Annotated in this window: 16 protein-coding genes; 6 read left to right on the forward strand and 10 right to left on the reverse strand. The window is 40.8% G+C overall.

The window, feature by feature from the left end:
* Window positions 1–46: 46 nt before the first annotated feature.
* Window positions 47–1522, reverse strand: coding sequence for a glucose-6-phosphate dehydrogenase (gene zwf / locus ABE954_RS11920; protein ID WP_371025466.1), 1476 nt, complete (start codon window positions 1520–1522; stop codon window positions 47–49).
* 474 nt (window positions 1523–1996) lie between these two features.
* On the opposite strand from zwf, the gene ABE954_RS11925 reads away from it, so the two are divergent.
* Both ABE954_RS11925 and pyk read left to right on the forward strand, forming a co-directional pair.
* Complete coding sequence (locus ABE954_RS11925) at window positions 1997–2842, forward strand: MurR/RpiR family transcriptional regulator (protein WP_042843888.1); 846 nt, start codon at window positions 1997–1999, stop codon at window positions 2840–2842.
* 199 nt (window positions 2843–3041) lie between these two features.
* Window positions 3042–4484 (forward strand): pyruvate kinase, encoded by a 1443-nt coding sequence (gene pyk, locus ABE954_RS11930; RefSeq protein WP_042843889.1) that lies wholly within the window; start codon window positions 3042–3044, stop codon window positions 4482–4484.
* 62 nt (window positions 4485–4546) lie between these two features.
* Here pyk and lpxM read toward each other — a convergent pair whose 3' ends face one another.
* The 3 genes from lpxM to znuA form a co-directional block, all read right to left on the reverse strand.
* The gene (gene lpxM / locus ABE954_RS11935; protein WP_166686507.1) at window positions 4547–5521 is read right to left on the reverse strand and encodes a lauroyl-Kdo(2)-lipid IV(A) myristoyltransferase; all 975 of its coding nucleotides are present in this window, start codon (window positions 5519–5521) and stop codon (window positions 4547–4549) included.
* Window positions 5522–5639: 118 nt separating this feature from the next.
* Window positions 5640–6980, reverse strand: a complete 1341-nt coding sequence (gene mepM / locus ABE954_RS11940) for a murein DD-endopeptidase MepM (protein ID WP_129465874.1) — start codon at window positions 6978–6980, stop codon at window positions 5640–5642.
* A 21-nt stretch (window positions 6981–7001) separates the two neighbouring features.
* A complete protein-coding gene (gene znuA / locus ABE954_RS11945) occupies window positions 7002–7961 on the reverse strand; it encodes a zinc ABC transporter substrate-binding protein ZnuA (protein WP_042843892.1) in 960 nt (319 codons plus the stop codon).
* Between the two features lie 76 nt (window positions 7962–8037).
* Between znuA and znuC the strand changes: the two genes are divergently transcribed.
* The gene (gene znuC, locus ABE954_RS11950; protein ID WP_042843893.1) at window positions 8038–8805 is read left to right on the forward strand and encodes a zinc ABC transporter ATP-binding protein ZnuC; all 768 of its coding nucleotides are present in this window, start codon (window positions 8038–8040) and stop codon (window positions 8803–8805) included.
* Entirely contained in the window at window positions 8798–9583 is a 786-nt protein-coding gene (znuB, locus tag ABE954_RS11955; protein ID WP_042843895.1) for a zinc ABC transporter permease subunit ZnuB, read from the forward strand. The genes znuC and znuB overlap by 8 nt, the downstream gene beginning before the upstream one ends.
* Window positions 9584–10111: 528 nt before the next feature.
* Here znuB and ruvB read toward each other — a convergent pair.
* From ruvB to aspS, 6 genes are all read right to left on the reverse strand, one after another.
* Window positions 10112–11122, reverse strand: coding sequence for a Holliday junction branch migration DNA helicase RuvB (gene ruvB / locus ABE954_RS11960; RefSeq protein ID WP_042843896.1), 1011 nt, complete (start codon window positions 11120–11122; stop codon window positions 10112–10114).
* Between the two features lie 16 nt (window positions 11123–11138).
* On the reverse strand, window positions 11139–11756 hold the full coding sequence (gene ruvA, locus ABE954_RS11965) for a Holliday junction branch migration protein RuvA (RefSeq protein WP_042843897.1): 618 nt from the start codon (window positions 11754–11756) through the stop codon (window positions 11139–11141).
* 142 nt (window positions 11757–11898) lie between these two features.
* Window positions 11899–12420 carry a crossover junction endodeoxyribonuclease RuvC gene (gene ruvC / locus ABE954_RS11970; protein ID WP_042843898.1) on the reverse strand — a complete coding sequence of 174 codons (522 nt, stop codon included), beginning with the start codon at window positions 12418–12420 and terminating at the stop codon, window positions 11899–11901.
* Between the two features lie 276 nt (window positions 12421–12696).
* Window positions 12697–13440, reverse strand: coding sequence for a YebC/PmpR family DNA-binding transcriptional regulator (locus ABE954_RS11975; protein WP_042843899.1), 744 nt, complete (start codon window positions 13438–13440; stop codon window positions 12697–12699).
* Window positions 13441–13471: 31 nt separating this feature from the next.
* Window positions 13472–13903, reverse strand: coding sequence for a dihydroneopterin triphosphate diphosphatase (gene nudB, locus ABE954_RS11980; RefSeq protein ID WP_042843901.1), 432 nt, complete (start codon window positions 13901–13903; stop codon window positions 13472–13474).
* Between the two features lie 9 nt (window positions 13904–13912).
* Window positions 13913–15697 carry an aspartate--tRNA ligase gene (aspS, locus tag ABE954_RS11985; protein WP_371025467.1) on the reverse strand — a complete coding sequence of 595 codons (1785 nt, stop codon included), beginning with the start codon at window positions 15695–15697 and terminating at the stop codon, window positions 13913–13915.
* A 494-nt stretch (window positions 15698–16191) separates the two neighbouring features.
* Here aspS and ABE954_RS11990 point away from each other — a divergent pair, with 494 nt between their 5' ends.
* The gene (locus ABE954_RS11990) at window positions 16192–16515 is read left to right on the forward strand and encodes a DUF4377 domain-containing protein (RefSeq protein ID WP_042843903.1); all 324 of its coding nucleotides are present in this window, start codon (window positions 16192–16194) and stop codon (window positions 16513–16515) included.
* 98 nt (window positions 16516–16613) lie between these two features.
* Window positions 16614–17018, forward strand: coding sequence for an NUDIX domain-containing protein (locus tag ABE954_RS11995; RefSeq protein ID WP_042843905.1), 405 nt, complete (start codon window positions 16614–16616; stop codon window positions 17016–17018).
* Window positions 17019–17155: the final 137 nt, after the last annotated feature.

Genomic DNA, 17155 nt, shown 5'->3' on the forward strand with positions numbered 1-17155 from the left:
AATTGTTTGGCTTTTGCGGGATGAGTTAACTAAATAACATCAGCTGTTACTCAAATTCATTCCAAGAACGCCCATCGCGAGCAATCATGGCAACAGAAGCAATCGGCCCCCATGTACCTGCTTGGTATGGTTTTGGTGCGTCATTATCCATTGCCCATGCATCAATAATGGAATCAACAAACTTCCACGCTTCTTCTACTTCATCACGTCGTACAAACAATGCTTGGATCCCTCTCATCGCTTCGAGTAGTAAGCGTTCGTAGGCATCGGCTAAGTGTGTTTGATTGAAAGTTTCTGAAAAGCTTAAATCCAGTTTTGTAGTTTGTAACCGATGTTTATGATCAAGACCCGGTGCCTTGTTCATAATTTCAATATCAATCCCTTCATCTGGCTGTAGACGAATGGTTAATTTATTTTGCGGCAGGTCTTGGTAGCTTTCAGAGAAAATATTCAATGCCGGTTTTTTAAAGTAAACAACCACCTCAGAACATTTTGCAGGTAAACGTTTACCGGTACGTAAGTAGAAAGGAACGCCAGCCCAACGCCAATCATCAATATCTACGCGCAGGGCAACAAATGACTCAGTCATGCTTTGTTTATTCGCCCCATCTTCTTCTAAATAACCAGGGACTTTTTTGCCTTGCACAAAACCTGCAGTGTATTGCCCACGAACAGCTTTTTCACGCACATTGCTGTGGTCGATTCGGCGCAGTGAACGTAATACTTTCACTTTTTCATCACGAATACGGTCGGTCGTTAAATCTGCTGGGGGTGACATTGCTATCATCGTTAAAATTTGCAGCAAGTGGTTCTGTACCATATCACGCATTTGCCCTGCTTGGTCAAAGTAACCCCAGCGACCTTCAATACCAACCTCTTCTGCTACGGTAATTTGCACATGGTCAATAGTGCGATTATCCCAGTTATTAATAAATAACGAGTTAGCAAAACGCAGAGCTAATAAGTTTAAAACCGTTTCTTTACCAAGGTAGTGGTCAATACGATAAACTTGGCTTTCATCGAAATACTTCGCTACTTCATTATTAATTTCTTGTGAGGATGCCAAATTCGTTCCTAATGGTTTCTCCATTACGACACGATTAGGTTTTTTATTTAATTTTGCATGACCCAGCCCTTGGCACATAGCCCCAAATGTGCTTGGCGGCATAGCGAAATAATGGATAGCTGGCTGGGAATCTTGTTTTAATATTTCAGCGAGACGAACAAAACTTTCTGTTTCATTAACGTCCAAGTTACAGAAATCTAAGCGTGCGCTGAGCTTTTCCCACAATGCTGAATCGAGTTCCTCTTTTAAGAACTTATGTAACGCTTCTTCGACGAAGTTAACATAATCATCTTGGCTCCACTCTGCACGGCCAACACCTATGATACGCGTGTCTGGGTGAATGTAGCCTGCCTTTTCTAATTGATAAAGCGACGGCAGCAGTTTGCGACGTGCAAGGTCACCCTTGGTGCCAAAGATAATTAAGTCACAAGCTTGAGCAGCATTATGTACCGCCATATTGGTTCTCCTCAATTTGCGGAATCTAAGACCTAACTAGGATAGGCCTTATTGTAATTTTGTTAAAATTAGCCCTAATTCCGCTAATGTACCCTGTTGCAAGTGTCCAGTAAATGTTCATGATGCCGATCACAGTTTTTATGCTGAAAAAAACAACATAATTTTGTCCTAATCTCATGTTATAACGGGAATATTCTTTATTGTACGAAAAGTGCGCATCAAAACTGAATGGAGCCAGCCCGTGAAACAAAATAACCAAATCTGTAGGATGTTTACTAATCTGAAAATTAGATACGGGTCAAAGTTTCACAAAAAAGCTACCATTTAGCCTCTGCATTCAGATAGTTTACACATCATACATAGTATATTTTCACACACCATAACAGCCTCATGAATAAGAAACTTAAAATCAACACTAGGATAACGTGATGGCTCAAAAATTTCTCCTTTCGATGAAATAGGCGCTTTTGCTATATGAATATTTTAGAACAAATGAAAATGAGTCTCGATTTTTTAAGTAAATCAGAAAAAAAAGTGGCTGAAGTCATTCTAGGCATGCCGCAAAACGCTATTCATCTTAGTATCGCAGCCTTAGCACAATTAGCAGACGTTAGCGAACCAACAGTGAATCGTTTTTGCCGAAAAATGGACACTAAAGGGTTCCCTGATTTTAAATTACGGCTCGCACAAAATTTAGCGAATGGCACCCCCTATATAAACCGCCATGTGGAAGAAACGGATACCGTAAACACTTATACACACAAAATTTTTGAATCAGCTATGGCAGGCCTTGATAACGTAAAACATACCTTAGATATCAGTGCCATCAATCGAGCAGTCGATTTATTAACGCAAGCACGAAAAATAAGCTTTTTTGGTTTTGGTGCTTCTGCGGCTGTCGCTCATGATGCGATGAATAAATTTTTCCGCTTTAATATTCCTGTCATGTACTTTGATGATATTGTTATGCAACGCATGAGCTGCATCAATAGTATTGAAGGAGATGTCATCGTGTTAATTTCCCATACAGGAAGAACCAAAGCACTCGTTGATATGGCTTATTTAGCCCGTGAAAATGATGCCACCGTAATTGCTATCACCTCAGAAAATACCCCTTTAGCACAAGCCGCCTCCCTTGCCATTATTATCGATGTCCCAGAAGATACGGATATGTACATGCCAATGGTTTCCAGAATGGCACAGCTCGCTGTTATTGATGTGTTAACCACTGGCTTTACGTTAAGAAGAGGTGAAAAATTTAGAGATAACTTGAAGCGCGTCAAAGAAGCATTACGTGATTCGCGGTTTGATAATGCCTGAATACAATAAATTGACAGTGTGAATGATTTTCTTTGCTTATCAGACTTTAATAGTTTTGCAGACCTGATAGCATAAAAATATTCGCAGTATATAATAGCTGTGCTCGTGTCAGCATCCCTATTTGCAGTAAACAGGTTTCGAAATGGAGTGAAATGGTTTCACTCTTTTATCAACACCATACAGGTCAACGGAGTAATACATGTCTAGACGGCTTAGAAGAACTAAAATTGTTACAACTCTTGGTCCAGCTACTGATCGTGATAATAACCTTGAAAAAATTATTAACGCTGGTGCCAACGTTGTTCGCCTTAACTTCTCCCACGGAACTCCAGAAGACCATCAAATACGTGCTAATAAAGTACGTGAAATTGCCGCTCGTTTAGGTCGTCATGTTGCGATCCTCGGTGATTTACAAGGTCCAAAAATTCGCGTTTCTACCTTTAAAGATGGCAAAGTTTTCTTAAATGTTGGGGACAAATTTATTCTTGACGCTAACCTAGGTAAAGGGGAAGGCGATCAGCAAAAAGTAGGTATTGACTATAAAGGTTTGCCTGCTGATGTAGTACCTGGCGATATCCTGCTCCTTGATGATGGACGTGTTCAATTAAAAGTACGTGAAGTCCAAGGCCTGCAAGTATTCACTGAAGTTACGGTTGGTGGTCAGCTCTCAAATAATAAAGGCATTAATAAATTAGGCGGTGGCCTTTCTGCTGAAGCATTAACTGATAAAGACAAAGAAGACATTAAAACCGCAGCAAAAATTAACGTAGACTATTTAGCTATTTCTTTCCCTCGTTCAGGTGAAGACTTAGATTATGCACGTCGTTTAGCACGAGATGCAGGCTGTGAATGCCAAATTGTAGCGAAAGTTGAACGTGCCGAAGCCGTTGCTAATGATGAAGTCATGGATGAAGTGATCCTTGCATCTGATGTCGTTATGGTTGCTCGTGGTGACCTCGGTGTTGAAATTGGCGATCCTGAACTGGTCGCGGTTCAGAAAAAATTGATCCGCCGCTCACGTCAATTAAACCGCGTCGTGATCACCGCGACACAAATGATGGAATCGATGATCACCAACCCAATGCCAACTCGTGCAGAAGTTATGGACGTAGCAAACGCGGTGCTTGATGGTACAGATGCGGTTATGCTTTCAGCTGAAACGGCAGCAGGTCAATACCCAGCAGAAACTGTTGCTGCGATGGCGCAAGTGTGTTTTGGCGCAGAAAAAATGCCTGGCTTGAATGTCTCTAAACACCGTTTAGATGCAGAATTTAATAGCCCAGAAGAAGCTATTGCGATGTCAACAATGTACGCAGCTAACCACCTTAAAGGGGTTAAAGCCATTATTGCGATGACAGAATCAGGCCGTACCGCTCGTATGATGTCACGTATTAGTTCTGGCTTGCCTATTTTTGCAATGTCACGCCATGAGAAAACACTCAACCAGTGTTCACTATACCGTGGCGTTACTCCGGTTTTCTGTAGCACCCATACTGATGGAATTGCTGCCGCCAATGAAGCGGTAACTCGCCTACGCGACAACGGCTATTTAATGAGTGGTGATATTGTCCTAGTTACTCAAGGTGACTTGATGGGGACTATCGGTAGTACCAATACTTGCCGTATTTTAGAAGTCGAATAACCTTTTGCCCTCGCCTATTCAGGCGGGGGCTCATTTCATTGTTAACGTATAGTATCCGATAGTTAGCGATATAAATCTTTACGCTGATAAGGCTCAATTTCCCCTTCTTTGCGGGTTTTTAGTAATTTCAATATCCACGTATATTGCTCAGGGTTCGGTGAAACAAGGTATTCCAATTCCTCATTCATTCTTCGTGCTATATATTCATCATCCTTACCATCAATATCATCCATCGGTTCACGAATATAAATATGTAATTGATGTGTTTTATGGTCATATACAGGAAATAGCGGAACAACTTTTGCTTTGCACACTTTCATCAACCGACCAATTGCAGGTAACGTCGCTTTATAAGTACCAAAAAAATCGACAAACTCACTGTGCTCTTCACCATGGTCTTGGTCTGGAAGATAAAACCCCCAGTATCCTTGCCTGACAGAGGCGATAAACGGTTTGATACCCGCCTCCCTTGAGTGTAAACGCCCACCAAAATGATAGCGGGCTTTATTCCATAAATAATCCGCTACAGGGTTGTTCTGGTGATGAAACATAGCGGCCATAGTCTGACCTCTTGCCGCTAATAACATAGCTGGGACATCAACTGCCCAACCATGAGGCACCATAAAAATCACATTACTTTGTTGTTGTTTTAAGCGTTCAATGATTTCTTCATTATGCCAATGTGTTCTTGCGAGTGTTTTATTTGCTCCGCGAAGACATAATTCAGCTAACATAACAAAAGACTGCGGCGCAGTTTCAAACATGCGGTCAACCAATTGTTCTCTTTGTGATTCCGTTAATTGTGGGAAACAATAAAGTAAATTGATTTTAGCGCGACGACGCGCACTTTTAGCTACCCGTCCTACCCATTTCCCTGCCTTTGCTAGTAATGGGTCCCGAACTTTAACAGGGATGTAAGCTAAGCCTGCTAATACAGCTGCGCCCATCCAAACTCCCCAATATTTAGGTAGTAGATAGGAACGATGAAAGGTTGGCACATACCCTTTTTTACTATCAGTGTCTTGGTCTTTATTCATGCTGCACTCAAGTGAATAACGGCTATCTTTTATAGCCTATAATAATAATTTTCGAAAGCATTACAAAGAAAACTGGCAGATACAAGTACCTGCCAGCTATGAAAAATAAGATCATTAATTATTGCAGTTTAAGTTGGGGTTTTGTTTCTTTAACTAACGCTAAGTATTCTTTCCTTTCTTTCCCCGTTAAACCACCAGAACTTGGTAATTTTGCTGTTAGTGGATTCACTGCTTGTTGGTTAACCCACATTTCAAAATGCAAATGAGGCCCCGTTGAACGCCCTGTATTACCAGATAATGCAATACGATCACCACGTTTAACTTTTTGGCCTGGCTTCACTAATAATTGACGTAAGTGCATATAGCGAGTGGTATACTGGCGACCATGGCGGATCGCGATAAAATTCCCTGCCGCACCACTGTATTTCGATACAATCACTTCGCCATCCCCTACTGCAAGGACAGGTGTCCCTACTGGCATAGCAAAGTCGACACCTTTATGAGGTGCTACACGCCCTGTAACCGGGTTTACACGACGTGGGTTAAATTGGGAAGAAACTCTAAATTGTTTTGCCGTTGGGAAACGTAAAAAACCACGTTCTAAACCATTCCCTTCACTGTCATAATAACGGCCATCTTCCGCACGGAATGCATAATAGCTTTTCCCATTAGTTTGCAACCGAACACCTATTAACTGGCTTTGCTCACTACGACCATTAAGCATTTCGCGGCTCATTAGAACACTAAATTTGTCGCCTTTTTTCAATTTACGAAAATCAACTTGCCATTGTAAAGCTTTAATCACGTCACGACCTTCACTACGCGTTAAACCTGCTTTACTCGTGCTTTGTGCAAATGTACCGTCGACTGTCCCTTTTAAGACGCTATTTGTCCATTCGCCAGTGCGAATTTGTTTAGCTTCTTCAAATTTATTCGTTGCTCCAACACGGGTAAACACACGAGTTTCACGGCGAGAAACCTCCCATGTTAAAGACTCTAACTCGCCTTGATCTGTCAAAGACCAATTTAACGATTGACCTATTTTAAGATTTCTTAGTGATTTATGTTGATTTGATAGCGTCGCAACATCACCTGCTTCTATACCGAATTGGGTTAAAATGGTTGTTAAATTATCACCACTTGCCACAACATACTCATGGGGTAATGGCGCAACCTCTCCACCGGTCTCAGCAGCTTCAGCCTCAGTGTCAGCTAACCCTTCATCAGGAAGTTGATCGCTACTATCTTGAATTATATCGTCAGTGGCGTCACGAGGAGAAAGTAAAGAGAGTGGAATAATAGTATCAGGCGTACCATCATTTTCAGAAGTGGCTGGTATATGGACTGGCCGCCAAATTGCGACGGCCATGGTAGCTACTGTGAGCGTACTTAATACAATTTTGTGAGTTCTAGACAGGCTACCATATACCTGAGCCAGACTTTTGGCCATTTGCTGCACTTAAACAATTCCTTCTATTTTTTAATTCAGGCAGCTGGCGTATTGTTCCGACAATTGTGTCAAAAACTGCATGTAGCTATCTGGCCCTATAGCCAGCCCAATTCCAAGTGGGTCGAGAGTTCCCATTTTTACTCCCGTATTACGTGCTACACTTTCAATCACAGCAGGCCTGAATTGTGGCTCAGCAAAAACACATTGCGCTTTATGCTCAACCAATTGAGTTCGTATTTGATGTAATTTCTGCGCACCAGGCTGTATTTCCGGATTTATCGTAAAATGCCCCAATGGAGCTAATTGATAGTGTTTTTCAAAGTAGCCATAAGCGTCGTGAAAAACGAAATAACCCTTGTTTCTAGCTGGCTGCAAAATCTTAGCAATTTTTTCATCATTTTGCGCCATATTTTCTTTGAATTTACGAAGGTTTACGTCTAGCTTATTTTTTTGTTCCGGATAAAGCTCTACTAAATGTTCATAAATGTCCTGTGCAGCAGAATTTGCAATGTCTGGGGATAACCAGATGTGCATATTATACTCACCATGGTGATGATGTTCGTGATCCTTGTCATAGTTAGCCTCATCACCATGTTCATGGGTGTGCTCATCTTCGTGAGGCTCTGCTAAAAGTAATGATTTGATATTTTCCTGCTCGGCCAATGCTAGTCTTTTATTCTGTGGTAACGTATTGATTGGCTTTTGTAAAAACATTTCCATATCCGGTCCAACCCAAACGAATAAGTCAGCCTGTTTAATTTTTTTCAAATCAGAAGGTTTAAGCGCATAATCATGGGGGGATGCGCCATCGGGAAGGAGAACTTGGGTACCGGTTACACCGTCAGCAATTCCCGCTGCGATAAAAGCTAATGGACGAATTGAAGTGACAACATCCGCATAGGATGCAGACACCATAGTTGCACTCAATACGGATGTTGCCACCGCCCCGAAAAGAAATTTACGGGCAATATGTTTCGATTTATGTATCATAGCAGTCTTTTTCCGTGATTTTAATTTTGAAATGTTATAATATAACACAACATGAATTCTGCAAGATGTTTTTCATATGCAACCATTACTCACTTTAAATAAGATTTCTGTTTCATTTGGCGAAAGACAAGTTCTCGAAAACGTCTCCTTTGAGCTAAATAAAGGGGATATCGTCACGCTTTTAGGCCCTAATGGGGCGGGGAAATCGACAATTGTACGTGTCGTGTTAGGGTTACTGGCCCCGACATCGGGTACCGTAACACGCGACTCTTCTCTTGCCATTGGCTATGTTCCACAAAAACTTCATTTGGACACAACCCTTCCTCTTACTGTTAAGCGCTTTATGTTATTAAAACTCGGTGCACGCAAAGAACATTTACTGCCTGCACTGGAACGGGTTAAAGCAGCACATTTACTTGACCAACCAATGCAAAAATTATCAGGTGGTGAAACCCAACGAGTTTTGCTCGCTCGCGCATTACTGAATAAACCTGACCTGCTGGTTCTTGATGAACCTGCGCAAGGTGTCGATATTACAGGGCAAGTTGCGCTATATGACTTAATTAACCAATTAAGAACTGAGCTCGGTTGCGCGGTATTAATGGTTTCCCATGATTTGCATTTGGTTATGGCTAAAACGGATAAAGTGCTATGTATCAATGGGCATATTTGTTGTTCAGGCGCTCCGGATGTAGTTTCAAATCACCCTGAATTTGTTGCCATGTTCGGCTACCGAGGCGCACAACAATTAGGGGTATACCGTCATCAACATAATCACCAACACGATTTAGAAGGTAATATTATTTCAGGGCATCAGCATAACAAGGACTGTAAACATGATTGAATTGTTATTACCTGGTTGGATTGCAGGCATGCTACTTGCTATTGCGGCTGGCCCTCTTGGTTCTTTTGTTGTATGGCGCCGAATGTCTTATTTTGGCGATACGTTGGCCCATGCCTCTTTATTAGGTGTCGCCTTTGGGTTGCTTTTAAACATAAACCCATTTTATGCGATTATTGCCGTAACTTTGTTATTAGCTTTAATACTGGTATGGTTAGAAAAACGCCCTCAACTTGCTGTTGATACCTTGCTTGGTATTATGGCTCATAGCTCACTGTCATTAGGTTTAGTCGTTGTTAGTTTAATGGCAAATGTCCGTGTAGACCTAATGGCCTATTTATTCGGCGACCTACTCTCTGTAAGTTACGAAGATATTACCATAATACTGGTTGGTGTTATTGTCGTTTGTGGGTTGCTTTTTTATCGTTGGCGGGCACTTTTATCTATTACTGTCAGCCCTGAATTAGCATTTGTGGATGGTATTAATATCCAACGCTTACGTTTATTGCTTATGTTAGTTACTGCATTAACTATTGGTATCGCAATGAAATTTGTTGGTGCGCTAATTATTACCTCCTTATTAATTATACCCGCAGCTACAGCCCGTCGATTTGCCCACACCCCTGAGCAAATGGCATTTATAGCAATTATCATTGGTATGCTTTCAGTTACTGGGGGGCTCACCTTTTCCGCTTTTTACGACACGCCAGCAGGCCCGTCTGTGGTGTTAATTTCAGCGGTCTTATTTATATTTAGCTTATTAGTTAAAGCAAAGAATTAATTCATTATCAAAATATGCATATGCCCTAGTCTTTTTTAACTAGGGCACTTTGTTATGAGCTTACCCTCTTATTTATTACCTTTCCTTTGTTTATTACTTTTCTTTTATTTTTTTGTATAGAGTGGCTAACTAATTTGAGTAAGATTAAATAAAAGCTACCTCTACCCTAGTGGGCTTACTTTCAGCATTCATCAAAAAGAATAAAGAGTCGTATTTTTATAGGGCAATTATTATTTAAAATAATAATTAAGTTTAGCCTATATTAACTTCAGATATAAGACAGCAAGGTTATATAATACGATACAATATTATAGTAATAAAAAAGTGACTACTAAGACCTTGCTACTTGCCAAGGTCATAGAATTGAATAAGGCATAAATTATTAATAATATAACGAATAATTTAAGTTTAAACAGAATATTGATACTCTGTGAACATGCCCGTTTATGCCTTTGTCGTTATTTACAACCGTATATCAAGCTTGCAAACTACCTGTTATTTAGCTTTCCCCAACCGTGAAAAAAGTAATTAAACCTCTTTCGGAGACAAACCAAAGTGATTGTAGGCATGTGTTGTTGCCATGCGACCTCGAGGTGTACGCTGGATAAAGCCTTGTTGGATCAAATAAGGTTCCAGTACATCTTCTATTGTTTCGCGTTCTTCACCAATAGCTGCGGCAAGGTTATCCACGCCAACCGGCCCCCCCATAAATTTATCAATAATTGCGACTAATAATTTACGGTCCAAATAATCAAACCCTGCGGCATCAACATTTAGCATGTCTAGTGCTTGGTTAGCAATCTGTTCATCAATAGACCCATCACCTTTAACCTGTGCGAAATCCCGTACACGACGTAACAAACGGTTTGTTATGCGTGGAGTCCCCCTTGAGCGCATGGCTACCTGATGAGCACCACCTTCGGTGATATCTAACCCCATGTATTGTGCACTTCTTTTAACAATATGCTGTAAGTCGTCCACTTGATAAAACTCTAAGCGTTGCACAATACCGAAGCGATCCCTTAACGGAGAAGTTAATGACCCAGCACGTGTAGTTGCCCCAATTAGAGTGAAAGGTGGTAAATCAATTTTGATTGAACGTGCAGCTGGGCCTTCACCAATCATGATATCTAATTGGTAATCTTCCATGGCAGGATAGAGAATTTCCTCAACAACAGGCGAAAGCCGATGAATTTCATCAATAAATAACACATCATGGGGTTCAAGATTAGTCAACATAGCAGCAAGATCGCCTGCTTTTTCTAAGACCGGCCCTGATGTGGTACGTAAATTCACGCCTAATTCATTTGCGACAATCCCTGCAAGCGTTGTTTTACCCAGCCCTGGTGGCCCAAATATTAATAAATGATCGAGTGCGTCCCCCCGCATTTTGGCTGCTTGAATAAAAATTTCCATTTGGTTTTTAACTTGTGGCTGACCAATGTATTCATTCAACAGCTTAGGCCTGATCGCACGGTCAATAGCTTCTTCATCTGACTGCAACACTTCAGCGGTAATTAGGCGATCAGCTTCAATCATATTAATAGTCTCTCAATCAGAGTGCTGCACGTAAGGCATCACGGATCAATGTTTCTGAATCACTACCAGGTTTAGCTACTTTGCTGACCATCCGGCTGGCCTCTTGCGGTTTATAACCTAAAGCAATCAAGGCTGCCGCTGCCTCAGCTTCAATATCCGCAGTGCTTGGCTGTTTACTGTTAACATTAGGAAGATTGATATCACTTGTTTGATTAAACAGATCCCCATTAAGGCCTTTAAAGCGGTCTTTCATTTCAACCACTAAGCGTTCTGCGGTTTTTTTACCAATACCGGGAAGTTTCACTAGTGATGCAATTGCTTCTTGTTCTATTGCTGAAACAAATTGTTGGGCGGACATACCCGATAAAATCGCCAGAGCCAATTTTGGACCAACACCATTGACTTTAATTAATTCCTTAAATAGCGCTCTTTCTTGCTTATCATTAAAACCGTACAATAATTGGGCATCTTCACGAACTACAAAGTGAGTAAAAACAATAGCTTCTTGGCCAATATCTGGTAGTTCATAGAAGCACGTCATTGGCATATGGACTTCATAGCCAACCCCTTGCAACTCTAATAATACTATTGGTGGTTGTTTTTCTAATACAATGCCACGTAAACGACCAATCACATTGAGCCCCTCTGTTATCGTCTAAAATTCGACCAATTTAGCCTGCTATTATTAATACTGCTGTTTATACCATAAAAAATGCTGGATGCATATCCAGCTGAGAAGCTATTTACTATTAAAAAGTTACTTGAAGAGCAGTAAACTACCTCAATCGCCCGCGCGTTAACACCAGTCGTGGGTCTCCAACTTTCAGTAAATTTTGATTAAAATGGCAATGGGTGATCGCAATTGCCAAAGCATCAGCCGCATCAGACTGAGGGTTCGCTGACAACTTGAGTATAGACTTAACCATATGCTGTACTTGGCTTTTTTCAGCAGCTCCTGTACCGACAACGGTCTGCTTTACTTGCCGTGCCGCATATTCGAACACAGGGATATTTGCATTGGCTGCAGCAACAATAGCAACTCCCCTCGCCTGACCAAGTTTTAAAGCTGAATCCGCATTTTTTGCCATAAAAACTTGTTCAATTGATAATATATCAGGTTGGTATTGGGTGATAATTTCCGAGACACCCGCGTAAATTCGTTGCAGACGACTTGGTAAATCATCAACTTGAGTCCGAATACAACCACTACCCAAATACAGCAGTTGCCTGCCTTGTTGGCGAATAACACCGTAACCGGTGACTCTTGAACCGGGATCAATCCCTAATATAATCGCCATATAAAATCTATTTATGCCTCTTTATATTAATTACATCATAATTTATTGTTCTGGTTAGCTGCATAATACTATCAATTTCAATTAAATAGCTATTTGAACATCATAATATTAGCCAAGCATATATGTAAAAATAAATTAAGTTATCAGTATTGAAAAGTATAGCGAATAAAAGAAGGGATATCATGGAAGGCGTTAGAGAAAACAGGCTGCAACAGCCCGCTTTCTCTACGCGGATATGTCTTAAATTGTAGCGAGTGTAATAAAACACCTCACTTTTTACAGTGTCGCTGCAACTTCGTCAGAAATATCACCGTTGTGATAAACTTCCTGAACATCGTCAGAATCTTCTAACATATCAATGAGTCGTAACAGTTTTGGCGCTGTTTCTGCATCCAACTCCGCTTTTGTTGATGGGATCATTGAAACTTCAGCGGCTTCGCTAGTAAAACCCGCGGCATCAAGTGCGTCTTTTACTTCACCGAAAGTTTCTGGCGTCGTATACACATCCATCGCACCATCATCGTAAGTTTCTACGTCATCAGCACCCGCTTCTAATGCCGCTTCCATCAAGGCATCTTCATCAACACCTGGTGCATAAGTGATCACACCACGTTTAGTAAACAGATAGGCTACAGAGCCATCCGTCCCTAAGTTACCACCGGTTTTAGTGAAAGCATGACGCACTTCAGAAACGGTACGATTACGGTTATCGCTTAAACATTCAACCATAACCGCTGTTCCACCAGGGCCATAACCTTCATAAATGATTGTTTCCATATTATCGTTATCATCATTACCCACACCACGTGCAATTGCACGGTTTAAGGTGTCACGAGTCATGTTATTTGATAACGCTTTATCTACAGCTGCACGTAAACGTGGGTTAGTTGCGGGATCACCCCCACCTAAACGGGCTGCTGTAACTAATTCACGGATAATTTTTGTAAAAATCTTACCGCGTTTCGCATCCTGGGCTGCTTTACGGTGCTTGGTATTGGCCCATTTACTATGACCTGCCATGAAATATCTCCAAAAACGTCAATACAATAAATTAAATAGCAAATTCTAAAATAGCCTGACTGTTACTCCATGATTTGGTTAATTTGGCGGCTTCTTGCGGCGTCAACCAACGAAAATCAGTATGTTCAGTCAGTAATGGCATTTGTTCTTCATCGAGAACTAGTTTAAACCAGTGCTCTTTGCAATGTGATACATCTGGTGCATAACGATGCCTGAAATGCGCGAAAATTTCAAAAATGATACTATGAAATAAGTCTTGTGGCGGATTTTGTTCGACGTCAAAACCTGTTTCTTCTTTAATTTCACGACACGCCGTTTCAAACGGCGTTTCGTTAGATTCCAGACTTCCCGTTACTGACTGCCAAAAGTCTGGATCATCGTTACGCCTTAACATAAGCACCCGACCACTATTTTTAGCCACGATAATGACTAATACCGATTCTGGGCGCTTATAGATTTTCATTCGGCGTTATCACTCTTCATTTTTTACTTCTAGGTCTTTTGCAACGACGGCAATGGCTAACTCAGTTAAAGCCTCTGGGTTCGCATAGCTTGGTGCATTTGTCATTAAACATGCTGCCGCCGTTGTTTTTGGAAACGCAATAACATCACGGATGTTATCAGTCCCAGTTAGCAACATCACTAAACGGTCAAGACCAAATGCAAGACCTGCATGTGGTGGTGTACCATATTTTAATGCATCTAATAAGAAACCAAACTTCTCTCGCTGATCTTCTTCATTAATACCTAAAATACTAAATACAGTTTGTTGCATCTCATTACGGTGAATACGAACAGAACCGCCACCCACTTCATAACCATTAATTACCATATCATAAGCATTGGCAACTGCTTCTTCTGGCTTGTTAGCGAGATCTTCTGGAGTGAAGTCTTTCGGTGACGTGAATGGGTGGTGCATAGCAGTTAAACCACCTTCACCATCTTCTTCAAACATTGGGAAGTCAATCACCCACAGCGGTTGCCAGCTATTTAAGTTGGTGATTTCAAAGTCGCGACCAACTTTCAAACGCAACGCGCCCATTGAATCTGTGACAATATTTTTCGCGCCAGCACCAAATAGAATGATATCACCATCAGCAGCACCTGTGCGCTCAAGCAATTGGTTAATAACCTCTTCGCTCAGGAATTTAGCCACTGGGCTTTGAATACCTTCAAGGCCTTTTGCACGCTCATTGACTTTCATCCACGCCAAACCTTTCGCGCCGTAGATACCTACAAATTGACCATATTCGTCAATCTGTTTACGTGTCATTGCGGCACCACCAGGGACTTTTAATGCAGCCACTCGGCCTTTAGGGTCGTTTGCTGGACCTGAAAATACCGCAAACTCAACATCTTTAACGATGTCAGCAACATCCACCAGCTCCATTGGGTTTCGCAGGTCTGGCTTATCAGAACCATAACGGCGCATTGCTTCCGCAAAAGTCATGATTGGGAAGTTGCCTAAATCAACCCCTTTTACCTCTAACCATAAGTTACGGATCATGCGTTCCATGATTTCACGCACTTGCTCAGCGGTCATAAATGAGGTTTCGACGTCGATTTGGGTAAATTCAGGTTGACGATCTGCACGTAGGTCTTCATCACGGAAACATTTTACGATTTGATAATAACGGTCAAAGCCAGACATCATCAGTAACTGTTTGAACAGTTGAGGTGATTGTGGCAGCGCGTAGAATTTACCTTTATGTACACGGCTTGGGACTAAATAGTCACGAGCGCCTTCAGGGGTCGCTTTGGTTAACATTGGGGTTTCTACATCTAAAAACCCTTCTTTATCCATAAAATTACGCACAAAACTGGTAATTTTTGCACGGGTACGCAAACGCTCAGACATTTCAGGGCGGCGTAAATCCAAATAACGGTATTTTAAACGACGCTCTTCTGTATTCGTTTGATTGCTATCTAATGGTAGCGGCTCAGAGCGGTTAAAAACATCAAGCTCTTCAGCAAAGATTTCAATTTCCCCAGTTGGCATATCTTTATTTTTTTGGCTATCTGGGCGCGCGCGTACTGTCCCTGTGATTTGGATACAGAACTCATTACGCAGCTCTGACGCTTTTTCAAATATGTCTTTGCGATCCGGATCGAAAAAAACTTGTACGATACCTTCACGGTCACGCATATCGATAAAAATCAAACCACCTAAGTCACGACGGCGGTTTACCCATCCACAAAGGGTGACCTTTTGGCCTTCATGAGCAATGTTTAACTGCCCACAATAATTAGTACGCATACAATATCCTTTTACTCAGCTTGTTGTGCATTTGCTTGCTGCGGGAATTTGGCATTTTGCTGAACATTGAGCTGAAAATTCAGAATGTCAAAAAGGCAGACATTATACAGGAAATTCTGTCAGACAAATAGTTACGGATCTAACTTATCGCGTAAACCATTTTGTTTTTAATCATATTTTCATCAATTTTAATGCCACCAATAAATAACATTAAAATTAAATCACTAGGCATGCAGACAGCACACGATGATCTGTTCGATTTTAAGTGACTATGAGCACCATGTACATATTACTACAAAGGTTTATTTTATCTGTTCAAGGGAATATTGAATAAAAAAACAACCTTTTGTTGATTTCATTACCTATCGTTATTCAGCAACACCATTTTTAGTGACAAAATTTTCTATTTAGGAATCGTTACCTTTTTCAGTTTGCTATAATCGAAAACTGTATAAATGCTCAATTAATCATCATCTGCTGTTTAAGGATTGCATATGAAAAAAATGTTACTTGCCTCATCCATAATTATGCTACTTGTAGGATGCCAAACTGTGAAACCCGCAGATACTGATAATACCAAAACATTTTATGTCGATTCTTCACTCGCTGACTGTGTCGGCGTTGCCCCAATGAAATGTATGAAAGTAAAAGAAAACCCTAATGATGACTGGCAATTATTTTATAATTCAATTCAAGGCTTTGAATACCAACCCGGTTTCACTTATACCCTACAAGTGAAACAGTTTGATGTGCCAAACCCACCAGCAGATGCCCCAAGCATTCGCTATGAACTTGTCAAAATCATTGAAAAAAAATAATGTTTAATCATTAAGCTAGGGTTTCTACCCTGCTTAATGATTTTACTCAGTGTAAACTTCAAATTTTTATTATCAAAAAATAAAAGAGTGACGACATTGTGACTGATAAAATTATTGATAAGCTGGGGTTAATCGCCTTATCACAAAGCAAAATTGCCATGGTTCGCTCCCATAACAAACAGCTGTTTTATATCCCTGGCGGCAAAAGAGAGCTTGGTGAAACGGATGAACAAGCATTATGCCGTGAAATTGATGAAGAACTCACACTAAAACTGGACACTAGCTCTATTCGTTTTTACGGTGAATTCATTGGGTTAGCGGATGGCAAGCAAGATGGCACTCAAGTCCGTATTCGTTGTTATTTTGCCGAATATAATGGCAAACCGCAGCCTGCAGCTGAAATTGCTGAACTCGCTTGGTTTGATAGCCATGATTTATCACGCTGTTCCACAACAGCAGTACATATTTTACAACGATTAAAACAAGATGGTTTAATCAAATAAGATTGAATGATTACCCAAAAAAGTTGTGATTTTATTTGTCCTATGGCTTTTTAAGAATTACAATTTACAAAATATCGTTAATACACATTACTATAACTTATATTTTTAGGTGTTTTCATAGTTTGATTCGTTTTATG

This window comes from Providencia sp. TYF-12 (assembly GCF_041344805.1).
Taxonomy (GTDB): domain Bacteria; phylum Pseudomonadota; class Gammaproteobacteria; order Enterobacterales; family Enterobacteriaceae; genus Providencia; species Providencia huashanensis.

Bases quoted from the DNA above. Each gene is read 5' to 3' on its own strand.
- ABE954_RS11975 (WP_042843899.1), bottom strand. From the start codon at position 13,440: ATGGCAGGTCATAGTAAATGGGCCAATACCAAGCACCGTAAAGCAGCC.
- nudB (WP_042843901.1), bottom strand. From the start codon at position 13,903: ATGAAAATCTATAAGCGCCCAGAATCGGTATTAGTCATTATCGTGGCT.
- ruvB (WP_042843896.1), bottom strand. From the start codon at position 11,122: ATGATTGAAGCTGATCGCCTAATTACCGCTGAAGTGTTGCAGTCAGAT.
- aspS (WP_371025467.1), bottom strand. From the start codon at position 15,697: ATGCGTACTAATTATTGTGGGCAGTTAAACATTGCTCATGAAGGCCAA.
- ABE954_RS11925 (WP_042843888.1), top strand. From the start codon at position 1,997: ATGAATATTTTAGAACAAATGAAAATGAGTCTCGATTTTTTAAGTAAA.
- lpxM (WP_166686507.1), bottom strand. From the start codon at position 5,521: ATGAATAAAGACCAAGACACTGATAGTAAAAAAGGGTATGTGCCAACC.
- znuC (WP_042843893.1), top strand. From the start codon at position 8,038: ATGCAACCATTACTCACTTTAAATAAGATTTCTGTTTCATTTGGCGAA.
- pyk (WP_042843889.1), top strand. From the start codon at position 3,042: ATGTCTAGACGGCTTAGAAGAACTAAAATTGTTACAACTCTTGGTCCA.
- ruvC (WP_042843898.1), bottom strand. From the start codon at position 12,420: ATGGCGATTATATTAGGGATTGATCCCGGTTCAAGAGTCACCGGTTAC.
- ABE954_RS11990 (WP_042843903.1), top strand. From the start codon at position 16,192: ATGAAAAAAATGTTACTTGCCTCATCCATAATTATGCTACTTGTAGGA.
- zwf (WP_371025466.1), bottom strand. From the start codon at position 1,522: ATGGCGGTACATAATGCTGCTCAAGCTTGTGACTTAATTATCTTTGGC.
- znuB (WP_042843895.1), top strand. From the start codon at position 8,798: ATGATTGAATTGTTATTACCTGGTTGGATTGCAGGCATGCTACTTGCT.
- znuA (WP_042843892.1), bottom strand. From the start codon at position 7,961: ATGATACATAAATCGAAACATATTGCCCGTAAATTTCTTTTCGGGGCG.